Annotated in this window: 20 protein-coding genes; 5 read left to right on the top strand and 15 right to left on the bottom strand. The window is 75.3% G+C overall.

The features are described 5' to 3' along the window. Positions 1–8: 8 nt before the first annotated feature. From ABTZ03_RS11635 to ABTZ03_RS11580, 12 genes are all read right to left on the bottom strand, one after another. Positions 9–476 carry a hypothetical protein gene (locus ABTZ03_RS11635; RefSeq protein WP_350512720.1) on the bottom strand — a complete coding sequence of 156 codons (468 nt, stop codon included), beginning with the start codon at positions 474–476 and terminating at the stop codon, positions 9–11. Positions 477–643: 167 nt separating this feature from the next. Continuing rightward, complete coding sequence (locus tag ABTZ03_RS11630) at positions 644–1,165, bottom strand: TadE/TadG family type IV pilus assembly protein (protein WP_350512719.1); 522 nt, start codon at positions 1,163–1,165, stop codon at positions 644–646. Between the two features lie 14 nt (positions 1,166–1,179). Next, complete coding sequence (locus tag ABTZ03_RS11625) at positions 1,180–1,554, bottom strand: TadE/TadG family type IV pilus assembly protein (RefSeq protein WP_350512718.1); 375 nt, start codon at positions 1,552–1,554, stop codon at positions 1,180–1,182. A gap of 44 nt (positions 1,555–1,598) precedes the next feature. After that, on the bottom strand, positions 1,599–1,892 hold the full coding sequence (locus tag ABTZ03_RS11620; RefSeq protein WP_350512717.1) for a hypothetical protein: 294 nt from the start codon (positions 1,890–1,892) through the stop codon (positions 1,599–1,601). 50 nt (positions 1,893–1,942) lie between these two features. After that, complete coding sequence (locus ABTZ03_RS11615; RefSeq protein ID WP_350512716.1) at positions 1,943–2,821, bottom strand: hypothetical protein; 879 nt, start codon at positions 2,819–2,821, stop codon at positions 1,943–1,945. After that, positions 2,818–3,795, bottom strand: a complete 978-nt coding sequence (locus tag ABTZ03_RS11610) for a type II secretion system F family protein (RefSeq protein WP_350512715.1) — start codon at positions 3,793–3,795, stop codon at positions 2,818–2,820. Before ABTZ03_RS11610 ends, ABTZ03_RS11615 begins: the two co-directional genes overlap by 4 nt. Continuing rightward, positions 3,792–5,423 carry a TadA family conjugal transfer-associated ATPase gene (locus tag ABTZ03_RS11605; RefSeq protein WP_350512714.1) on the bottom strand — a complete coding sequence of 544 codons (1,632 nt, stop codon included), beginning with the start codon at positions 5,421–5,423 and terminating at the stop codon, positions 3,792–3,794. The genes ABTZ03_RS11610 and ABTZ03_RS11605 overlap by 4 nt, the downstream gene beginning before the upstream one ends. Next, on the bottom strand, positions 5,413–6,765 hold the full coding sequence (locus ABTZ03_RS11600) for a CpaE-like family protein (protein ID WP_350512713.1): 1,353 nt from the start codon (positions 6,763–6,765) through the stop codon (positions 5,413–5,415). The genes ABTZ03_RS11605 and ABTZ03_RS11600 overlap by 11 nt, the downstream gene beginning before the upstream one ends. Beyond that, a complete protein-coding gene (locus ABTZ03_RS11595) occupies positions 6,765–7,574 on the bottom strand; it encodes an SAF domain-containing protein (protein ID WP_350512712.1) in 810 nt (269 codons plus the stop codon). Before ABTZ03_RS11595 ends, ABTZ03_RS11600 begins: the two co-directional genes overlap by 1 nt. A gap of 119 nt (positions 7,575–7,693) precedes the next feature. After that, positions 7,694–8,404, bottom strand: coding sequence for a hypothetical protein (locus tag ABTZ03_RS11590; protein ID WP_350512711.1), 711 nt, complete (start codon positions 8,402–8,404; stop codon positions 7,694–7,696). A 224-nt stretch (positions 8,405–8,628) separates the two neighbouring features. Further along, positions 8,629–9,192 carry a hypothetical protein gene (locus ABTZ03_RS11585; RefSeq protein ID WP_350512710.1) on the bottom strand — a complete coding sequence of 188 codons (564 nt, stop codon included), beginning with the start codon at positions 9,190–9,192 and terminating at the stop codon, positions 8,629–8,631. 196 nt (positions 9,193–9,388) lie between these two features. Beyond that, on the bottom strand, positions 9,389–10,258 hold the full coding sequence (locus tag ABTZ03_RS11580) for a hypothetical protein (protein WP_350512709.1): 870 nt from the start codon (positions 10,256–10,258) through the stop codon (positions 9,389–9,391). A gap of 149 nt (positions 10,259–10,407) precedes the next feature. Here ABTZ03_RS11580 and ABTZ03_RS11575 point away from each other — a divergent pair, with 149 nt between their 5' ends. The 3 genes from ABTZ03_RS11575 (at position 10,408) to ABTZ03_RS11565 (ending at position 12,945) form a co-directional block, all read left to right on the top strand. Next, complete coding sequence (locus ABTZ03_RS11575) at positions 10,408–10,872, top strand: pyridoxamine 5'-phosphate oxidase family protein (RefSeq protein WP_350512708.1); 465 nt, start codon at positions 10,408–10,410, stop codon at positions 10,870–10,872. A 103-nt stretch (positions 10,873–10,975) separates the two neighbouring features. Beyond that, positions 10,976–11,428 carry a MaoC family dehydratase gene (locus ABTZ03_RS11570; protein ID WP_350512707.1) on the top strand — a complete coding sequence of 151 codons (453 nt, stop codon included), beginning with the start codon at positions 10,976–10,978 and terminating at the stop codon, positions 11,426–11,428. 302 nt (positions 11,429–11,730) lie between these two features. Next, positions 11,731–12,945, top strand: a complete 1,215-nt coding sequence (locus ABTZ03_RS11565; protein WP_350512823.1) for an MBL fold metallo-hydrolase — start codon at positions 11,731–11,733, stop codon at positions 12,943–12,945. A gap of 62 nt (positions 12,946–13,007) precedes the next feature. Here the strand turns inward: ABTZ03_RS11565 and ABTZ03_RS11560 are convergent, their stop codons facing one another. The 3 genes from ABTZ03_RS11560 to ABTZ03_RS11550 form a co-directional block, all read right to left on the bottom strand. After that, on the bottom strand, positions 13,008–13,970 hold the full coding sequence (locus ABTZ03_RS11560) for a DUF389 domain-containing protein (protein ID WP_350512706.1): 963 nt from the start codon (positions 13,968–13,970) through the stop codon (positions 13,008–13,010). Between the two features lie 103 nt (positions 13,971–14,073). Beyond that, complete coding sequence (locus ABTZ03_RS11555; protein WP_350512705.1) at positions 14,074–15,642, bottom strand: hypothetical protein; 1,569 nt, start codon at positions 15,640–15,642, stop codon at positions 14,074–14,076. Beyond that, complete coding sequence (locus tag ABTZ03_RS11550; protein WP_350512704.1) at positions 15,639–16,994, bottom strand: SWIM zinc finger family protein; 1,356 nt, start codon at positions 16,992–16,994, stop codon at positions 15,639–15,641. The genes ABTZ03_RS11555 and ABTZ03_RS11550 overlap by 4 nt, the downstream gene beginning before the upstream one ends. Before the next feature lie 126 nt (positions 16,995–17,120). Between ABTZ03_RS11550 and ABTZ03_RS11545 the strand changes: the two genes are divergently transcribed. After that, complete coding sequence (locus ABTZ03_RS11545) at positions 17,121–18,032, top strand: acyl-CoA thioesterase (protein WP_350512703.1); 912 nt, start codon at positions 17,121–17,123, stop codon at positions 18,030–18,032. Between the two features lie 179 nt (positions 18,033–18,211). Continuing rightward, positions 18,212–18,862 carry a TetR/AcrR family transcriptional regulator gene (locus ABTZ03_RS11540; RefSeq protein ID WP_350512702.1) on the top strand — a complete coding sequence of 217 codons (651 nt, stop codon included), beginning with the start codon at positions 18,212–18,214 and terminating at the stop codon, positions 18,860–18,862. Positions 18,863–18,900: the final 38 nt, after the last annotated feature.

The following is an 18,900-nucleotide window of genomic DNA, read 5'->3' as shown; positions in this document are numbered from 1 at the left end:
CGCGGCCATCAGTCGGTCTCCGCTTTCTCGACTCCGTGGACGAGGGTCGCACTGCCCCTGCCCGTTACCTTCCGCTCCCCGAGGGCGCCCAGCAGGACCGGCCGGTAGTCGGCCTGCACGGTGACCGTGACGACCTTGCCGTCATCGGAGAACTCGACGTCGCCGGCCCGCAGTTCGCAGAACTTCAGGTAGGCGTCGGCGGCCTGTCGGACATAGTCCTGCCGGACCTTGAAGCCCTTCCCCTGGAGCACCGCCGCCTGGTCGAGCTGCTGTCCACCGACCCGTGCGGCCTCCTGGGCGCAGGCGTCGGTGCGTTCGGCGACCCGCAGCCGACCGCCCGCGTCGATCACCAGCGCGATGACGAGCACCAGGTAGGCCGCGCAGATCGCGACGAAGAGGGCGACCGCGCCCCGGTCCGACCGCCGCCCGGCCGGGCGGCGCGGAGCACGGCCCCGCAGCCGACTCAGCACTCGCATCCCCTCCCCCCGATCCGCACGATGTCTCCCCACCGGCTCCCCACCGGGCGCCACTCGGTGCCGTTGCGTCATCCCCCGAGCGCTCTCCGCTTGCGTCTCCCCCGCGCGGGCCGTCCCCAATCCCCCTGCCGCGCCCGTTGCGGCCCGCGCGCCGCCGGTTGCCGCCGTCATGTGCCGCGGTAGCGGTCCATCACGGAGGTGAACTCCCCGCGGAGGTGCTTCGTCACGGGCAGACCGGACGGTCCGCCGAGCAGGTCGACCAGCTCGACGTCGCAGTCCACGGTGACCTTGACGGTCGCCACCGGGCCGCCCGGAAGGTCCAGTTCGCCCTGGGCGACCTGGACGTTCTGGTTGCCGCAGGACACGCCCTGCTGGCGCAGCGTCGCGAGGGCGGAATCCCGCGCGGGCTGGTCCACCCCGGCGACGCTGCGCTGCAGCGAGCCGGTCCGGGCCCCGGCGCGGGCCGCCGCCTCCACCGTGCCCGCCGTGGTCTGCACCCGCCCGGCGGCGATCGCCAGCAGGACCAGCCCGACCACGCCCGGGACCACGATCGCCGCTTCGATCGCGATCCCGCCCCGGTCCGGGCGACGCGGCCGGCGCCACCACCCGGACCGGTCGACACCCTCGACACCCTCGACACCTTCAGCGCCCCCGACGCCCCCGCTGCTCCCGACGCCCGCGCGTCTCACGGCGCCCGCGCGTCTCACGGCGCCACCACCGGCGGGACGAAGCGCTCACGCGGCGCCTCGGCGTACTGGCGCACGCTCGGCCCGTTGAGCCCGGGGATCAGCAGCGGGGGCGTCAGCTCCACCGTGACCCTGATCGTCTCCGGTGTGCTGCCGTCGGTGCCCACCTGGTACGAGGTCAGGCCCTGGCGGTCCAGGAAGTCCCGGGCCTGCCGCCGGGCGGCCTCGTCCTTCGTCTGCTCCGTGGTGTCGCCCTGCACCCGGCCGGCGTCCACGCCCTCGCGGGCGGCGGTGAGCGCGACCTGCCGGTCGTACCAGATCAGCGCGGCCTGGACGACGAGCAGCAGGAGCAGCAGGACGACCGGGAAGACGATGGCCAGGCTGAGGCTCATCGATCCCCGGTCGCCGCGACGGCGGAGCAGGCGAAGCAGGGCGGTCACTTGGAGGCGCCGCCCGCGCCGCCGGCACCACCGGGCAGGTTCGGGTCCTGCTCGACCTTGGTGACCACCTTGTCCTTCAACAGGTACAGCGCGGTCGCCACGGCACCCGCGACGAACACCAACGCGATGATGGCGAGGGCGAGTTCGATGCTGATGGCGCCGCGGTCGCCGCGCGCCCGGGCGGCCCGCAGCCGGCCCAGCCGCAGGGTGAACAGCAGCAGCGCGAACTGCACGGGCAGCAGGACGGGCCGCAGCACCCGGCCGGCCAGCTGGGCGAGTCGTACGGTCATCGGGGTTTCTCCAGGGGTGAGGTGTGGTGTCAGCTGCTCACTGGTGAAGGTCAGTTGAGCATCTGGTGGAGCGCGGGGAAGACGATCAGGACGGTCATCAGCAGCGTCAGGGCGGCCCCCGGCGCGACCATCCGTTCGCTGTCGGCGTTGGCGCGGGCGAGGTCCTCGGCCAGCAGTTCGCCGCGCAGGCCCTTGGCGCGGGCCCGCAGGGTGTCGTACACGGCGGCGCCGTCGGTGCCGGACAGCCGCATGATGTCGGCCACGTCCTGGAGCGGGGTGAGGCCCAACTCCTCGGCCAGCGCGTCGAGTCCGGCCCAGGGCGGGAGCCGGTCGGTGGCGGCGCGCTCCAGCGCGTCGCGGATCCGCCGGAACACCGCGCCCTGGCCGACCGAGGCGGCCCGGCGCAGCGCCTCGGCGGGGCCGCAGTCGGCGGCCCGCTCCATGGCGACGAGTTCCAGGTAGGCGGCGATGCCGTGCAGGTACTCGGTGCGGGCCTCCTTGGCCTCCCCGCGCACCACCCCGTCCGGGACGAACCAGAGCAGCCCGGCCAGCAGCGGCCCGGCGACCAGCGGCAGGGCGAAGGGCAGGCCGACGTCCACCAGCACCGCCATCGCGCCCAGGTAGGCGGGCAGCACCAGGCCGAGCGCGGCGAACAGCAGCTTGTGCACCATGAACCGGGCCGGGGTGCGGCCGATCAGGGCGAGCTCGCGGCGCGGGATCGTCACCCCGCGCAGGGTGAGCGAGCGTTCGCCGATCCGGTCGTACCAGCGCGGCCGCTCGTCCGGGTCGGGTTCGCGGTCCGCCGGGGCGCGGTGCAGCCGGTCCAGCGCCTGGCGCAGGTCCGGTGGGGCGGGCCGCAGTTCGGCGACCAGCAGGGCGATGCCACCGGCCGCGACGGCGCCGGCCAGCACGGACCAGGGGGAGATCACCGGACCTCCCCGAGCTGCTCGGCCGACTCCGGCTCGGACCCGTGACCCGCCGCCGGGCCGGGGCGGCGCCCGCCCTTGCTGCGCCGGTCCGGGGCGAGCAGCCGGGGCACCGGCGGGTGCGCGGCCAGCGCCCGCATCCAGGCGATGATCGCGACGAACAGGGCGGCGACCACGGCCAGCACGATCTGGCCGAGGAAGGTCCCGTACGGGCGGGTGTACTCGCTGTTGAACGAGCCGACGGTGACGACCAGCACGATGATGCCGACCAGCCAGCGGATGGTGGTGCGGTGCTTGGCCCGGTCGGCCTCGATGGCGCGGCGCTGGCGGACCTCCTCGCGCACCGACTCGGCCATGTCGGAGAGGGTCCGGGCCAGGCCCGGGCCGCTGTCCCCGGCGCGCAGCACGAGGGCGGCGAGCACCTTGTCGGCGGTGGCGTCGGCCAGGCTGTCCGCGAAGGCGTGCAGCGCCTCCTCGGGCCGCCAGCGGGCCTGCAGCCGGGCGGCCAGTTCGCCGATCTCCTCCTCCAGGGCGGCGGGGGCGGTGCGGCGGCTGGTCACGATGGCCTGGTTGAGGCCGACGCCGAGCAGCAGCACGTCGGCGATCCGCTGGGTCCACTCGGACAGCGCCTCCAGCCGCTCGATCCGGTGGGTGTCCGGGCGGGTGGTGTCGAACAGCCAGGGCAGGCCGAAGACGGCCAGCGGCACCAGCAGCGCGGTCAGCGGGATGCGGGTGAACAGCCAGGCCAGCGGGGCGCCGATGAGCGCGAGCGGCAGCTGGATCCGGCGCAGCCGGACCATCCGCAGCGAGGCGGCGCCGGGGGCGCCGTACCAGAAGACGTGGGCGCGACCGGCCAGCGGGTTGTCCGGGCGGGCGGGTGCGTCCTCGTCGACGGGCTCGCTGCCGCGGACCCAGACCACCAGGGCGACCAGGCCGCCGGCGACCGCCAGCCCGCACAGGGCGTAGAGCAGCATCATCGCGCGCCACCGCCGATCCGCAGCTGCAGCGGAGCGGCCCAACTCCCGTACCGGGAGCCGAGCAGGGCCGCGTCGAAGCCGGCCCGGCGCAGGTCGTCCAGGCACTGCGGCGGGGTGTGCGGGACGGCCCGCGGTTCGCCGAGGTCCGGCCGGGGGCCGAAGACGGTGTTCAGCGCGGGCCGACCGCTCTCGCCGAGGCCGGTGACCTCCAGGACGTGCGAGACGAAGCGGTGCCGGCGGCCGCCGACGGCGGTCTCGTCGACCATGGCGACGTGCACGATGAGGTCCAGGGCGTTGGCGGTGAGCCGGTAGGCGAGCGCGTCGGTCATGTGCGAGCCGTACTCCAGGCAGAGTTCGGCGATCCGGTCGACCACCATGTGCGGGCCGCGGGCGTGCAGGGTGCACATCGAGCCGCCTTCGCCGTTGGTCATGACCCGCAGCATCGGGACCACCTCGCCGGAGCGGACCTCGCCGACGATGATCCGGGAGAGCGTCATCCGCAGCGCGGCCGGGATGAGGTCGCCGATCGACAACTCCCCTGCCAGGCGCCCCTCGACGCGTTCCCCGTTGCCCTCGCGGGCCTCCATCGGGACGACCTGGCGTAGGTGGCCGAGGGTGTGCAGCCAGAGCTCGAACTCCGACTCCAGGGTGCCGATCCGCTCGTCCGGCGGGATCTCGGCGGCCATCGCACGCAGCAGGCTGGTCTTGCCGACGCCCTGGGTGCCGGTGATCATCACGTTCTTCCGGGCCCGGATCGCGGCGGCCAGGAAGGCCGCCAAGGTCCCGTCCAGGGTGCCGAGTTCGACCATTTCGGGCAGGGTCGCCGAGGCCACCCGGTGGCGCCGGATCGCCACGTACGGGCGGGGCGTCACCTCGGTGAGCGCCTGGAGGCGCATGCCGCCCTCCAGGCGCAGCGCGAGGGTCGGGCTGGCGGTGGACAGGCCGCGCTCGCCGCCGCCGTGCTGGCGGGCCAGGTCCTGGAGCAGTTCCACGAGTTCGGCGTCGCTGTCGGCCACCGGCGGGACCTGGCGCAGGGGTTGGTGGACCTTGGAGACCCAGACATCGTCGCAGCCGTTGACCAGGATGTTCTCGATCTCCGGGTCGTCCAGGTAGGGCTGGAGCCGACCGGCCCGGAACAGCAGGTCGAAGACGGCCTCGGCGAGGGCGCGGTCCTGCTCCCGGGTGGGCGGGATGCCGTGGGTCTGCGCGTAGGCGTCGGACCAGCGGGCGACCGCCTCCTCGATCAGCGCGCGGCCGCGCTGCCGGCGGGTGGCGCGGTCCGGCTCGGCCCCGGAGGCGGTGGTCAACCGGGTGATCTGCTGGTGCAGTTCGGCCGCGACCTGGCGCTTGAGCTCGCGGGCGACCTGCGGGTCGACGGCCGGGCGGGTGGCGGCGCCCCGCACGTCCAGCGAGGGCAGCTGGGAGGGCACGGCGGTGGGCCCGCCGGGGTCGCCGCCGGGCGGCGCGACCTGGCCGGGGGCGGCCGGCGGTTGCGGGGCGACCGGGCCGGGCCGGTAGGCCTGCGGCTGCGGGTGCGCCTGCGGCTGTCCGGCGCCCGGTACCGGCGCGGCCCAGGGCAGGGCGGCCGGGTCGGCCGACGGGTGCTGGTGCAGGGGGCTACCGCGCACGGAGCACCTCCCCGGGGTTGTACGGGTAGTGGTCGTCACCGTCGGCCTGACGGTCCGTCACCGTCGGCTGCTGGAGCTGGTACTGGCCGTCCTCGCCGACCGGACCGGTGGCCTGCACGTGCGCCGGGAACGGCGCCGGCGCGGCGGGCTGCGGCGCCAGGCCGGCCAGCGGCGCGACCGGGCCGGTGGTGATCACCGGCGGGACGTACGAGGGCGGTTCGCCCTCGTACGGGCCGTGGGCCGACTGCCCGGGGCCGGGGTGCCCGTACCCGGGCTGCGGATGGCCGGGCTGCGGGTAGCCGGGCTGCGGATAGCCGGGCCGGCTCTGGGGCTCCTCACCGTAAGCCGACTGCCCGTACGCGCTCGGCCCGTACGGGCTCGGCGCGGGCGCCTGCGGCGCCGGAGCGACCGGCCCGGGTGCCACCGTCACGGGCGTCACCGGCACGGGCCCCGCCGGCATCGGCGCCACCGGCAGGGGCGCGACGGCCCCGGGCCCACCCGGTCCGCCCGCCGCGGTGAGCCGGGCGGGCGCGGCAGCCGTCGCGGCGGCGTTCGGCGCGAGCCGCTGCCGCCGCCGGCGGACCAGCAGCTGCACCTCGTCCGCCGCCGAGCGGGCCGTGCGCATCAGTTCGGAGCGGATGAACCGCCGGTCGGTGGTGTCCCCGCCGTCGGAGAGCACCCGCGCGGTGCGGGTGGCGTGCGGCAGCTCGCCGAGCACCGGCAGGCCGAACTCGCGGGACACCTCCGCGCCCGAGTACGGCCCCTCGGCGATCAGCAGCAGCCCGAGCGCGTCCGTGCCGGTCCCGCCGGCGGCCAGGTCCTCGCCGAGCGCGGCGAGCCGGGGGCGGGCGGCGCTCAGCCCGCGCAGGGTGCTGCGGACCGTCACCGCCACCACGTCGGCGCGGCGGGCCAGCACCGCGCTGGCCCCGGTGGCACCGGAGCGGCCGAGGTCGACGATGACGTCGTAGCCCTGCTGCTCGACGCCGTGCAGCAGTTCGGCGAGCGGCTCCCAGGTGTAGGCGAGGCCGGGCGCCTGGGCCGGGTCGGTGAGGCCCGGCAGCAGCAGCCGCTCGGCGTCGCCCTCGGGCGAGAGGTCGATCAGCTGCTCCCAGATGGTCTGGGCGAGCAGCCCGCGCCGGTCGGCCACGGCCAGGTTGCGCAGCCCGTACACCGCCTCGACCCGGCCCTCCAGGGCCCCGGCGAGCACCGCGCCGCCGTCCGGGTCGGCCTCGACCAGCAGGATCCGCCGGCCGGGCTGGAGCGGCCAGGCCAGCAGCAGCGCCAGGGCGGTCGTGGTGGCGCCGGGCGCGCCCGGGCCGCCGACGACCGCGATCACCGCCATCAGGCGCCACCCGTTCCGGCCGTCCCCGACGGTACGGCGGCCCCGCCGGGGGGTGTGGCACCGGCGGCGGCCGCACCGCTCGGGGCCGGGGAAGGAACGGTCGAAGGGGCGGCGGAGGGGGCGGCCGGCGCGGGGGCGGCCCCGGTGGCGCGCGGCGCCAGCAGCACCTGGATCCGCCCGCCGGCCACCCACTGGGCCAGCCGGGGCCCGTCCGCCGAGCCGACCGCCACGTCGACCACCTGGCTGCCGTCGGTGTCCACCCGACCGACCGTGATGACCGTCGCGGCCAGCGAGTCGGGCCGGCCGTTGTCGGGGGTGTTCACGACGACGATCTGCACCCCGGGCTGGAGCCGGCTGGCGGGCAGCTGGGTGCGCTTGGCCGACACTCCGACCACGATCTGCCCCGGCTGCACCGTCAGGCCCTGGGCCAGGTCCGAGCCGGTCAGCATGGCGCCGCGCTTGAGGTCGGTGGAGGCCCGCAGGCCGACGGCCCTGGCCCGGTCCTGCGCGGAGACCGGCCGCAGCGCCGGGTCGCTCGCGATCCGGGCCACCACCAGGTCGTCATCGGTGATCACCTGGCCCCACGGGACGTCCCGGGCCAGCGCCAGCACCGCGACCCGCTGGCCGGTGCTGTTGTAGAGGACGGCGCCGCCCAGCCCGCCGGCCGCGATCAGCGCGACCGCCATCGCCAGCACCGCGGGGCGCCGGCGCCGGGCCCGCAGGGTGCGGGCGGGCGCGTGCGGCACCGCCCGGCCCCGGCCGCGTCCGCCGCCGCCCTGCTCCTGTTGCTCCGGGAGCGCCACGGACACCGCGGCGCCTGCGGGTGTGCCGGATCCCGGCGTCGCGAATGTACGGTTCTCCACCGGGTTCCGCCCTTCCCTGGTTCGCTGTCTGACTGGTCAGTGGCCGAACGGCCTCTGCGGCACGGTCAGTTGAGGACCTGCACCTCGGCGACCTTGAGCGCGAAGTCCGCTCCGCGCGGCATGTCGATGTCGAAGGTCTTCGCGTTCGGCCCGGTGATCACCACATGCGCCCGCCAGTGCGCGGTCACCGTGCCGCTGAAGACGCCGCCCTGCCGGGTGCCCGAGCCGGTCGTGAACACATAGCCGCAGTCGGGGGACTTGGCGTCCCCGTACTTGGGGTCGTACGGCGTCCCGGCGGTGGCGCAGTCCACCGTCATCCCCTGGCCGAAGTCCCAGGTCATGCCGTCCAGTTGGGCAGTGACGGTGACCGAGGCGCCCGGCACCGCGAGCGTGCTCGGCTTTGGCGCCACCATGCCCTCGGCCCAGAGCCAGACCGGTGCCTTCACCACCGCGGTGTCCTTGGGCGCGAGGCCCGCCTTCGGCGCCGGGAAGGCCATCCGGCCGACGAGCAGCTTCGCCTGGACGGTCAGGTCGATCACCGGGGTCGCGCCCGCCGCGTTGCTCACGAACTGGGTCTGCAGCCCGCCCAGTCCGCCGTCGGTCTGCGGGCACACCTTGTCGTAGACCGAGCCCTCCGACGGCTTGTGCCCCTCCCAGGCGCCGTCCCCCTCCGGCGGCTGCGGGTCCTTCGGCCGGAAGTAGCAGCCGACGTCGCTGTTGAAGTAGCCGAGCGCCGGGTCGTAGCAGGCCCACTGGGCGCCGTGGAAGCTGCACACCTGCGGTCCGCCGTCCCCGCCGCTGCCGCCCCCGCCCTGCGAGGGCCCGGTCGTCGAGCCGGTGCTCCCACCGGTCCCGGCGTGGGTGCAGATCACACTCGGGGAACAGGTTTCCGCTCCCGCACCCGGCGGTTCGTCCGCCGTCGCCGTGACCGCCGAGGACAACAACAACCCGGCGGACAACGATGCGACGACCACGAACCGTTGGGCCGGTTTCCGCGAGTTCAGCATGTCCGGTCCACCTCCCGCTTGAAGTCGTAGATCAGCCAGTGCTCTTGGAACCATCGCAGGGAGGCGGTCGCGACATAGCGGTTCAGCCGGTCGGCCGGATCCTTTGCGGTACGGGTGACGGCATCGACGCGGTGCCAGTCCGAGAGGTCGACGCAGTCCTCGATCACGGCGGTCTGCGGATCGGCTTTCAGGTCAATGGCCTTCACCACGGCCGAATTCCTGGGCGTTCCGGTCATCACCAGTTTGGCGTCACGGAGTTGGCGGAGGCCGACCAGAGCGTCGGACAGCGCCCGGCCGGAGGAGTACGCCTCCAGCGCGGAACCGTCCGAATCCGTGCGCCCGAAGGCCTCCGCCTGGGCCTGCCACCAGTCCTGATACGTCCTCAGAGCCAGTCGACCCCGGGCCCCTTCCGGGCCGTCGGTCGGCGCGATCGTGGCGTTTACCGAACCACCCGAAGGAGTTAACGGACCCACTCCCGCAACCGTGGGCGCGGGCGAACCGAGACGATCGACGGAGCCGCCGGCCCCACCGCTCGCACAAGCGCCGAGCAGTAACACCAGAACCGCCCCGCCAGTCCCAACCGCCCCAGGGCGCAACACATTTCCGCGCTGCCGCATCGCCCCACCTCGTCGCGACCGAGCCGATCCGTGATCCACGGTCGCCAGAGAATTCCGAAGTCCCGCCGATGTTTCCGCTGGGGATCGATTCTTCGCCAACCCACCCCATCACGGCAACACCTCAGGCCCCCTGACCTTACGCGGAAGGCGGTTCCGTCGGGGCACTTTCCCGCCACAGAACGGCCAACAGTTCTTCGGAAAGCGACAATCCGGCCAATGCGCCCCGAACTGCGGCCCGATTGCGCATCAACAGGCGGCCTCCGTGCGGCGGAACGAGCAGGCGCGCGCCCGGCGCACCCGAACTACCCGACGGTTCGCCGCCGTCGAGCAGCCCGGCCACGGCGGGCTGGAGGTCCAGCGGGGCGACCGCCGCGGGGGCACCCGGGACGCCCTGGTGCAGGACGGTGGTGAGCGCCCGGCTGAACGAGCCCTCGCCACCGGGCAGCACGGCGTCCCGGCCGCGTCTGCCCGGGGCGTAGCGACTGCCGGGGGCGAACCGGCCGATCCGGCCCCACAGCGGCACCCGGGAGTAGCTGAGCAGCTCGCCCGCGGTGTCCTCGCCGGTCCGCTCCAGCGCCGTCCAGGCGTCCCGACCGGCCACCGCGTCGACCAGCAACAGCGCTTCCTCGTGGTCGCCGTGCACCATCGCGCTGACCACCCAGTCCCAGGCCAGGCCGCGCCGGTAGGCGTTGTCGGGGGTGCTGCCGTGGGTCACCAGGGCGAGCCGGCGCCCGCGCGGGTCGGCCGTCAACTGGCCGACCAGGCAGACCACCAGCCAGCGGCCGGGGTGCTGGGCCGCGTCCCGGACGGCGGTGAGCATCGCGTTGGCGTCCGCGTCCGGTGCCACGGCCGTCACCCGGCAGCCGGCGGCCCCGGTGTCGAAGCACATCCCGGGCAGCACCTCGGCCAGCAGCCGGGCACCCTCCGGGGCGTGCGCCGAACCGCCGAAGGAGCGGTCCGGCCCGCCGTCCGCCCCGATCACCACCAGATCGACCCCGCCGGCCATCCGTCCGCCCCCTCCTGCGCCCGCCCCACCACCGATCCCGCCGCGGGGCAGGCTACCGCTCCGGGCGGACGCCGACGGGGCTCCCGACCCGTCCGCTCAGGGACCATGGGCCCTATCGACACGTGCGCCGACCGTGGACGATCGGACGCATGGAGCGTGAGGACCGTGTGGAGACCCTGAGCGAGGCCGAGTGCCTGCGGCTGCTCAGCACCGTGCCCGTCGGGCGCGTGGTGTACACCGAGCACGCGCTGCCGGCCGTCCTGCCGGTCTCCTTCGAGGTCCTGGACGGGCGGCTGGTGCTCGCCGTGCGCCGGGGAAGTGCCACCGCGCGCGGGCTCGACGGCACGGTGGTGGCCTTCCAGGCGGACCTGCTGGACCCGGTCACCCGGACCGGGTGGAGCGTGCTGGTGCACGGGCGGGCCGACGCGGTCAGGGATCCGGAGCAGGTGCGGCGGGTGCTGCGCTCCGGGCTGCGCCCGTGGGTGGGCGACCCGGAGCCGCTGTTCATCGGGCTGGTGCCGGAGCTGGTCAGCGGACGGCGGCTGTTCCCGGCCGGGCAGCTCCCGCCGGGGCGTGGACCGGGGGCCCTCGGACGGCCACTGCTGCGGCCCTGAGCTGGCGATTCGCACTCCGCTCCTGACAGGTACCGGCGGGTAGGCATACGCTTCCCGCGTCCTGACCCCCTCCCCGGGGCCCGTCCCCCTCCAGGAGCGCACCGTGACGACCTTCGCCTCCCTCGCCGAGCTCACCGCCGCCGTCGGCACCGAACTGGGCACCAGCGAGTGGCACACCATCGACCAGCGGACGATCGACCTCTTCGCCGAGGCGACCGGGGACCACCAGTGGATCCACGTGGACCCGGAGCGGGCGAAGGAGAGCCAGTTCGGCTCGACCATCGCCCACGGCTACCTGACCCAGTCGATGATCCCGGTGCTGGCCAAGGAGTGCTACGGCGTCGAGGGCGTGCGGATGGCCCTGAACTACGGCTCGGACAAGGTGCGATTCCCGGCCCCGGTGCCGGTGGGCACGGCGATCCGGGCCACCGCCGAGCTGCTCTCGGCCACCGCGGTGTCGGGCGGGGTCCAGGCCGTGGTGCGGTTCACCATCACCAGCGAGCAGAGCGCCAAGCCGCACTGCGTCGCGGAGGCGATCACCCGCTTCTACGAGTAGCGGCACGCGGGCGCCGGGTACGCCGATTGGACCGTGCCGGGCCCTCCACCAGGTCCGAACAGCCCACGGCGAGTAACGTCCGACGAGATGGTTGTCGTACCTCAGTGGCCCCTTGTGCCCCGCTGGTGCGCGCCCCGGCCTGCCCGGTAGCCGTGACCGTCCCTGGAGGAGCCGTGCCCCGCCCCGTCCCGTGGTTCTCCCGCCTCGCCGGTCTGACCTCACAGTTCGCACCGCCGCCGACCGCACCGGGCACCGACCGGGCCGCCCTCGACCGCGGCGCCCCGGACCGTGCCGTCCCCGGCCTGGCCGGACTGCCCCGCGCCGCCTGGCACCGGGTCCGCACCGAGGCCTTCGGGGCCGAGCCGCGGGGCGAGCGGCTGGCCCGGATCCAGCGCTCACCCCAGTTCGCCGACGGCGCCTTCCGCAACCCGGTGCCGACCCGCCGCCTGGTCTACGAGCGGAGCCCGCTGGAGATCACCCTCGCCCAGCTGAGCGGGGACAAGACCCGACGGGCACCGGCCGCCGCCGTACCGGTGCACCGGCTCCTCCCGGTCGACCTCGCCGCCCCGCCCGCCTCCGGACTGCGGCTCACCTGGCTGGGCCACGCCACCGTGCTCGCCGAGATCGGCGGCCGGCGGGTGCTGCTCGACCCGGTCTGGGGCGAACGCTGCTCCCCGTTCGGCTGGACCGGCCCCAAGCGGCTGCACCCGGTACCGCTGCCGCTGTCCGAACTCGGGCCGGTGGACGTGGTGGTGATCTCGCACGACCACTACGACCACCTCGACATGCGCACGGTACGGGCCCTGATCGGGAGCGGCGCGGTGTTCGCGGTGCCGCTCGGGGTCGGGGCGCACCTGGAGCACTGGGGAGTACCGGCCCAGCGGATCGTCGAACTGGACTGGTGGGAGTCGGCCGAGGTCGCCGGGCTGACCCTGACCGCCACGCCCGCCCGGCACTACTGCAGCCGCGGTCCGCGCACCAGCGCGCTGTTCCTGTGGGCGTCCTGGGTGGTGGCGGGCGGCGGGCACCGGATCTTCCACAGCGGGGACACCGGCTACTTCCCCGGCTTCGCGGAGATCGGGCGCCGGTTCGGCCCGTTCGACGCGACGATGATGCAGGTCGGCGCGTACAGCGAGTTCTGGCCCGAGGTGCACATGACCCCCGAGGAGGGCGTCCGGGCGCACCTGGACCTGGGCGGCGAGCTGCTGCTGCCGATCCACTGGTGCACCTTCAACCTGGCGATCCACCCCTGGGAGGAGCCCGCCGAACGGGTCGTCACCGCCGCCCAGGCGCTCGGCGCCCACCTGGCGGTCCCCCGCCCCGGCAAGCCCTTCGAACCCGCCGACCCGCCGGCCCTGCGCCTGTGGTGGCGCGCCGTCGCGGCCACCCCGCGCGGCATCGAGCCGCTGGTCGCGGAGCGGGGGGAACGGGGGGAACGGGGGGAACGGGGGGAACGGGCGGAGGTGCGCGAGCCGGCGACGGATGTCGGCGAACAGATTTCAAATTCTGTTCTCTGAAATCTGTTATCTGTTCGCTGTCATCCGTTCGCTGTTATCTGTCAGTTGTCAGCTGTCAGCTGTCAGCCGCTCGCCGACGCCCGTCCGCCGAGCCGCGTCCGCCGACGCCGGATCACCGCCCAGCCCGCCTCCTGCACCAGCAGCGTCAGCACCCCGGCCAGCACGATCCCCAGCAGGTTCAGCAGCAACTGCACGCTGGAGCCCCAGAACTGGGCGACCTTGCCGTACCCGAGCGCGACCGCCGCGTTGGCCGCGGCCGGCACGGTGGTGACCGAGATCGCGACGCCCACCAGGGTGCCCGCCTTCGCGGAGGTCAGCGAGAGCAGTCCGGCGATGCCCGCCAGGAAGGCGACCACGAAGGAGGTCGCGTCGGGCTGCCAGATGAACGAGGTGTTCGGCCGCGCGGCGTCGAACCGGGCCTCCGAGAACAGCCCCAGAGCGTCCATCAGCAGTCCGAAGCAGACCGTCAGCGCCATCGCCACCAGGAAGCCGGTCACCAGGGCGTTCAGCGAACGCGCCGCCGGGCGCGCCCGGCGCTGGACGAGCGCCACACAGAGCCCGGCGAGCGGTCCGAACTCCGGGCCGACGGCCATCGCGCCGACGATCAGGATGGCGCTGTCCAGGACCGAACCGCAGGCCGCGAGCATGGTGGCGATGGTGAGGAAGGCCAGGAACACCCAGCTGAGGGTGGACTCCTCGTGGGTGATCTCGGAGACCGACTCCCACACCAGCGCGTCGGCCCCCTCCCCCGGGGCCAGCCGTTCGGCCTCGTCGGCCGCCGCCGAGAGGGTCAGGTCGAGCGCCGAGACGTCGATCGCCCCGCGCTCCACCAGGCCCGTCGCACGCAGCTCGCCCAGCACCTCGTCCGCGGACTCCCGCGCGACGTCGCAGAGCACCAGGTCCCCGGCGGGCCGCACCGCCGCCCCCGGCAGCACCGCCACATGGGTCACCCCGACCGAGTCGTCCAGACAGCCGAGCACCGCCTCCCGCAGGTCGGGCGGGACGATCAGGCGAAGGTGCAGCACGGGTACTCCGGTGGGGACGGGACGGACGGGAACAGGACGGACGGGGACGGGCCAGGAATCCCGCCCACCTTAGGGCCTGACGCCCCGCCCGCCCCCCGCGCGCTCAGTCCGCGAGGACGTCCCGCAGGGCCCGGGCCTCCTTCGCCACCCGACCCGACCCGCCCCGCCCGGCCGCCGCCGTCACCTCGGCCAGCGGCCCCCGCGCCTTGGTGCGCCGGGCGCAGTCGGTGGCGAGGGCGAGCAGGTCACCCAGCCCCCGGGCGGACGGATCGGCCGCCCCCAACAGCCCTGGCACGGCCGCCCGGAGCACCGACCAGACCGTCCCGTACGCGCCGGTCCCCGCCGCCTGGCCGAGCGCCGCCACCAGTCGGGCCGGCTTGACCGTGCCGCGCGCCACCAGCTCGCCGAGCTCACGCCCGAGCAACCCGCCGTCCAACTGGCCCCGCCCGGCGAGCACCAGCAGGGCGTCGACGGCGCCGGTCCGGTCCTCGGTGTGCCGGGCGCCCAGCCCGTACCCGACGGCCAGGTGCAGGGCGAGCCCGGCCGGGCCGCCGGACTCGGCGAGCAGCGGGAGGAAGCGACCGGCCCCGCGCTCGTCCCGGTCGGCGCCCATCGCGAAGTGGTCGAGCCAACGGGCGGCCAGTTCCTCGCGGTGGTGCGGCAGCATCGCCGCCCAGTGCGGGATCGGCCGCCAGACCCAGTCGTCGGCGGCGCGGGCCCGGGAGACGCTGGGCTCGGTCGGGTCGAGCAGCTTGCGGAACTCCCCGGCGAGCCGCTCCCCGGCCGGCCCCTCCGGTCCGGCGCCGATGCCCGGCTGGGCGACGGCGATCCGCTGGACGTCCTCCCACCAGCGGTCCGGGTACACACGGCTGCGCTTGCCGCCCCGGCCGGGCGCGAACAACACCCGTTCGGAGGGCTGCCCGGGCAGGCCGCCGGTGCGCAGCCAGTGCGCCAGCCACCGCCCGGCGGGCGAGCCGAGCGCCCCGGCCGCGGCCCGCACCTCCGGCTCCGCCGAGGGCACGACCCGCAGCAGAGCCGCGCACAGGTCGGCCCGACCCGGGGTGACGCCCGCCGTCTCGTACCCGGCGAGCCGGTCGACCAGTGCCGCCGCCTCGATCGCCCCGGTGGCGTCGGTCGGCGTGGCGAGCAGGTAGGGCGGCCGGTGGGCCGTGACCAGCCAGGCGGCCTCCTCCAGCCGGACGGCGAGGACGGCTCCGTGCACCGAGGTGCGGGCCCCGCGCCGCGGGGAGCGGCCGGTGCCGCTGAGGAAGTCCCAGAGTCGGCGCGGCGGGGTCTCACCGGCCAGGGCGGCCACCACGACCTGCCACTCCCGCGGCTGGGCCTCGACCACCTGGTGCAGCACCGGGTGCCGGGCCCAGTCGCGGCCGCCGAAGTCACCGCCGCCGAGCCAGGTGGCGGCGCCCGCCGGACCGGGGTGACAGCCGGCCCCGGCCACCAGCAGCGCGCCCCGGGCCTCCGTCCCGGACTGCGACCAGTCGTCGCGCAACTTCTTGCGCAGCTCCCTGAGCGCGGCCAGGCACTCCCGCCGCTGGGCCCTGTCCAGCCCGGCCAGCAGCTCCGGCACCGCCTCGACGAAGCCGATCCGGACGGCCGCGAGCAGCTCCCCGACCGGCCCCGCCGGTTCGACCACCGCATCCTCCATCGCGTTCACGCTCCCGCCTCCCGCACCATCGCGACCGCCAGCACGTGCTTGCACGGGCCGCGCCCGCCCCGGTACTTGGCCCACCACAGGCAGGTGCAGCCCAGCCGCCCCGCCCCGTCCGTCCGCACCCGCTGGATGTGGTCGTCCACCGTGACGACGGCTGTCGCCCCGCCCTCCTCCAACCGGACCGCGCCCGCCGCGACCAGCTCCCGGGCGGCCCGCAGCCGGGGGTTGGCCGTCTCGGCGCGCCCGGCGTCGTACGGGAGTTGCCGGTGGAAGTAGGCGGCCTCGGCGGTGTCGTAGCCGATCTGCCCGGCCGTGCCGAGCCGGGTGAGCGCGGCGCGGACCCGCTCGGCGCTCAGCCCGGACTGCTCGGCGAGCTCGGCGACCTCGATCCGCGGCTCCCAGGCGAGCAGCACCGCGACCAGCTCGGCGTCCCGCTCGGCCGCCTCGGTGGCGAGCGCGCCGAGCACCCCGCCCTCGCCGGAGAAGCCGCGCGAGGCGTCCGGCGAGAGGGTCAGGGTCAGCCGCATGCCGGGCAGCACGACCTCCCAGGCGGAGGCCGTCGGGGCCGGGCCGGCCACCGGCCCGTAGACCCGCAGGGCGAGGGCGTGCCGCAGCACCCGGTGCAGCGCGACCAGCCGTTCGGGCCCGGGCAGGCAGACCGCGCCGGGCACCGGACGGAGGGTGGGGCGCAGGGTGCGCCCGGCGGGGACGACCCAGCCGACGCCGGCGCGGCCGCCGCGCGGCAGCGAGCGCAGGAAGCGCACCGCCTCGGCGGCGGTCAGCTCGGCGCGCAGGTCGAAGCCGGCGGCGACCACCTGGGTCTCGGCGAAGCCGCGCAGCCAGCGCTCCGGCAGCGGGACCTTCTTCTCGACCAGCGGGCCGTCGAAGCTCGTGACCTCCAGCGCGTCCGGCCCGACCGCGAGGTGCAGCGGGTCCGCCGGGCCGATCCTGGACAGCGCCTCCCGCAGCGGGTCGTTGACGTCCACGTTGGTGGTGCCGTGGCCGATGTCGTCGCCGTCCAGCCCGGCCCGGAGGACGTCGAGCCGGGCGTACACGCCGCAGCAGCCGGAGAAGGACTCGAAGCGCAGCCGGTCCCCGTTGGCGGTGACCACCGGGTCGAGCGAGGCGCGCAGCCGCGGCTGGTGGTAGCGGGCGGCGGCGACGTCCGCGACCGCGAGCAGCGCGGCGGCCGCCGGCGCCGGGTCGGCCAGGAAGCCCGTGAAGAAGCGCGGGTGCGCCTGTGCCCCGAGCGGGGTGGCGCCGCCGGAGGTGGCCAGGTCGAGGCTCGGGCCGGCGGCACCGTCCAGGACGGCCGACGGACGCAGATAGGCGTACGCGTGTGCGGATTGCGTCATGGACGGCACGCTAGGTGACGGGTCCGACAATCCGTCGGACCGGCCGTGAAGTGGAACAGGTTCTAGGGGCCGGAGGCGTTACCCAGGTCACACCGCCGCACGGTTGGCTTCTGCCACTATGGGCCGGTGACCGACCTGACAGAACAGCAGAGACCGACCGAGCAGGCGCCCGCCCCGGCTGCCACGTTCGCCGAACTGCTGGAGATCGAGCAGCTGGACGAGAACACGTTCCGGGGCCACTGCCACGCCGGTGCCCCGATGCGCGCCTTCGGCGGCCACGTCGCCGCCCAGGCCCTCGCCGCCGCCGGACGCACCAGCCCCGGCCAGCGCGCGGTGCACTCGCTGCACGGCTACTTCCTGCTGCCCGGCGACCCGACCCGCCCGATCGAGTACCGGGTGGACCGGCTGCGCGAGGGCTTCACCTACACCACCCGCCGGGTGCGGGCGGTGCAGGACCGGAACGAGATCTTCGACCTCACCGTCTCCTTCAAACTCCCCGAGCCGGCCGCCGGCGACCGCCACCGCGACATGCCGCCGCTGCCCGCCCCGGAGACCCTGCCCGACGCGTTCGCGCACTGGGACGAGGAACTGCGCGCCGCGATCAGGCGGACCGACGGCTTCCGCGACCTCGACGTGCGCTTCGTGCCGCCGGACGCCCCGGGCGTGCCCCCGGACGTCCCGGGGATGCCCCAGCAGTTCGTCTGGCTGCGGATCGCCACCCCGCTGCCGGAGACCGGCCCGCTGCTGCACGCCTGCGCGCTCGCCTACCTCTCCGACCTCACCCTGGCCTCCACCGCCGGGTTGCACGAGCAGGCGAACTTCTTCCAGCGCACCGAGCCGCCCCGGCTGCTGATGACCTCGCTGGACCACGCGATGTGGTTCCACCGCCCGTTCCGGGCCGACGAGTGGCTGCTGTTCGCCCAGCGCAGCCCGTCCGCCTCGGACGGACGCGGGCTGGCGCTCGGCGAGTTCTACGACCGGGACGGCCTGCTGGTGGCCTCGGCCGTCCAGGAGGCGCTGATCCGCCGCCTGCGGTAGCCCCGGAGGAGCCGCCCGGCTGCGGTCCGCGGGCGCTCCGCCGGTCCCGGCGGGCGCCGCGCGGGCGCCCCCCGGACGAGCCGGTGCGCCCCGACGGGAGACCGGTGGCCACCGGGCGAACGGAAGGGGGCCGGTCGGCGTCATACTCCTGAGCGGCCCCGGCCCGTATCATGGTGCGGGTGACCAAGGTTGACCTGTCACCACGGCCGGTGGAGGCGATGTCTCCGCGTCAGCTCGAACGCCGCGAAAGCCTGATCGCGGCCGCGCTCGCCCTGGTGAACGAGATCGGCGTCGAGCGGCTGCAGATGAAGCAGGTCTGCGAGCGGTCCGGAGTCGCCCTGGGGACGGCGTACCGCTACTTCTCCTCCAAGGACCACCTACTGGCGGCGGCGATCGCGGAATGGCACCGCCTGCTGCTGGCCGACCTGGTGGCCGAACTGCGGGGGCCGCGGGCCGGACTGGGGGCCACCGACCGGGCGGTGCGGTTCGTCCGGGGCGGGATGCGGGCCTACCAGCGCCAGCCCGAGCTGGCCCGCCTGCGGGTCGCCGTCGCCGCCTCCACCGATCCCTTCGCCAGCGAGGCCCTCCAGGGCATGGCCCGGGCCGACAGCGCCGCGCTCCAGGCGGTGACGGCCGAGGTGCCCGCGGCGGCCAGCGACCTGGTGCGGCACATCGTCGCGCACGCCTGGCAGGGCGAGCTGACCGCCTGGGTGACCGGCCGCACCACCCTCGGGGACGCCCGACGACGACTGGAGGACGTGGTGCGGCTGGTGCTGACCCCGTACGAGACCCATTACCCGGCCCCGTACGAGGTCCAGTCCACCGGCTGAGCCCGGCCCGGACCCGACCCTCCGGACCCGAAGGAGCC

This window comes from Kitasatospora sp. NPDC096077, from assembly GCF_040303245.1.
Classification (GTDB): Bacteria; Actinomycetota; Actinomycetes; order Streptomycetales; family Streptomycetaceae; genus Kitasatospora.
This window is presented reverse-complemented; position numbering and strand designations above follow the sequence as displayed.

Coding starts and splice junctions, on each gene's coding strand:
- ABTZ03_RS11575 (WP_350512708.1), top strand. CDS start 10,408: ATGGAGCGTGAGGACCGTGTGGAGACCCTGAGCGAGGCCGAGTGCCTG.
- ABTZ03_RS11635 (WP_350512720.1), bottom strand. CDS start 476: ATGCGAGTGCTGAGTCGGCTGCGGGGCCGTGCTCCGCGCCGCCCGGCC.
- ABTZ03_RS11580 (WP_350512709.1), bottom strand. CDS start 10,258: ATGGCCGGCGGGGTCGATCTGGTGGTGATCGGGGCGGACGGCGGGCCG.
- ABTZ03_RS11600 (WP_350512713.1), bottom strand. CDS start 6,765: ATGGCGGTGATCGCGGTCGTCGGCGGCCCGGGCGCGCCCGGCGCCACC.
- ABTZ03_RS11625 (WP_350512718.1), bottom strand. CDS start 1,554: ATGAGCCTCAGCCTGGCCATCGTCTTCCCGGTCGTCCTGCTGCTCCTG.
- ABTZ03_RS11620 (WP_350512717.1), bottom strand. CDS start 1,892: ATGACCGTACGACTCGCCCAGCTGGCCGGCCGGGTGCTGCGGCCCGTC.
- ABTZ03_RS11610 (WP_350512715.1), bottom strand. CDS start 3,795: ATGATGCTGCTCTACGCCCTGTGCGGGCTGGCGGTCGCCGGCGGCCTG.
- ABTZ03_RS11550 (WP_350512704.1), bottom strand. CDS start 16,994: ATGACGCAATCCGCACACGCGTACGCCTATCTGCGTCCGTCGGCCGTC.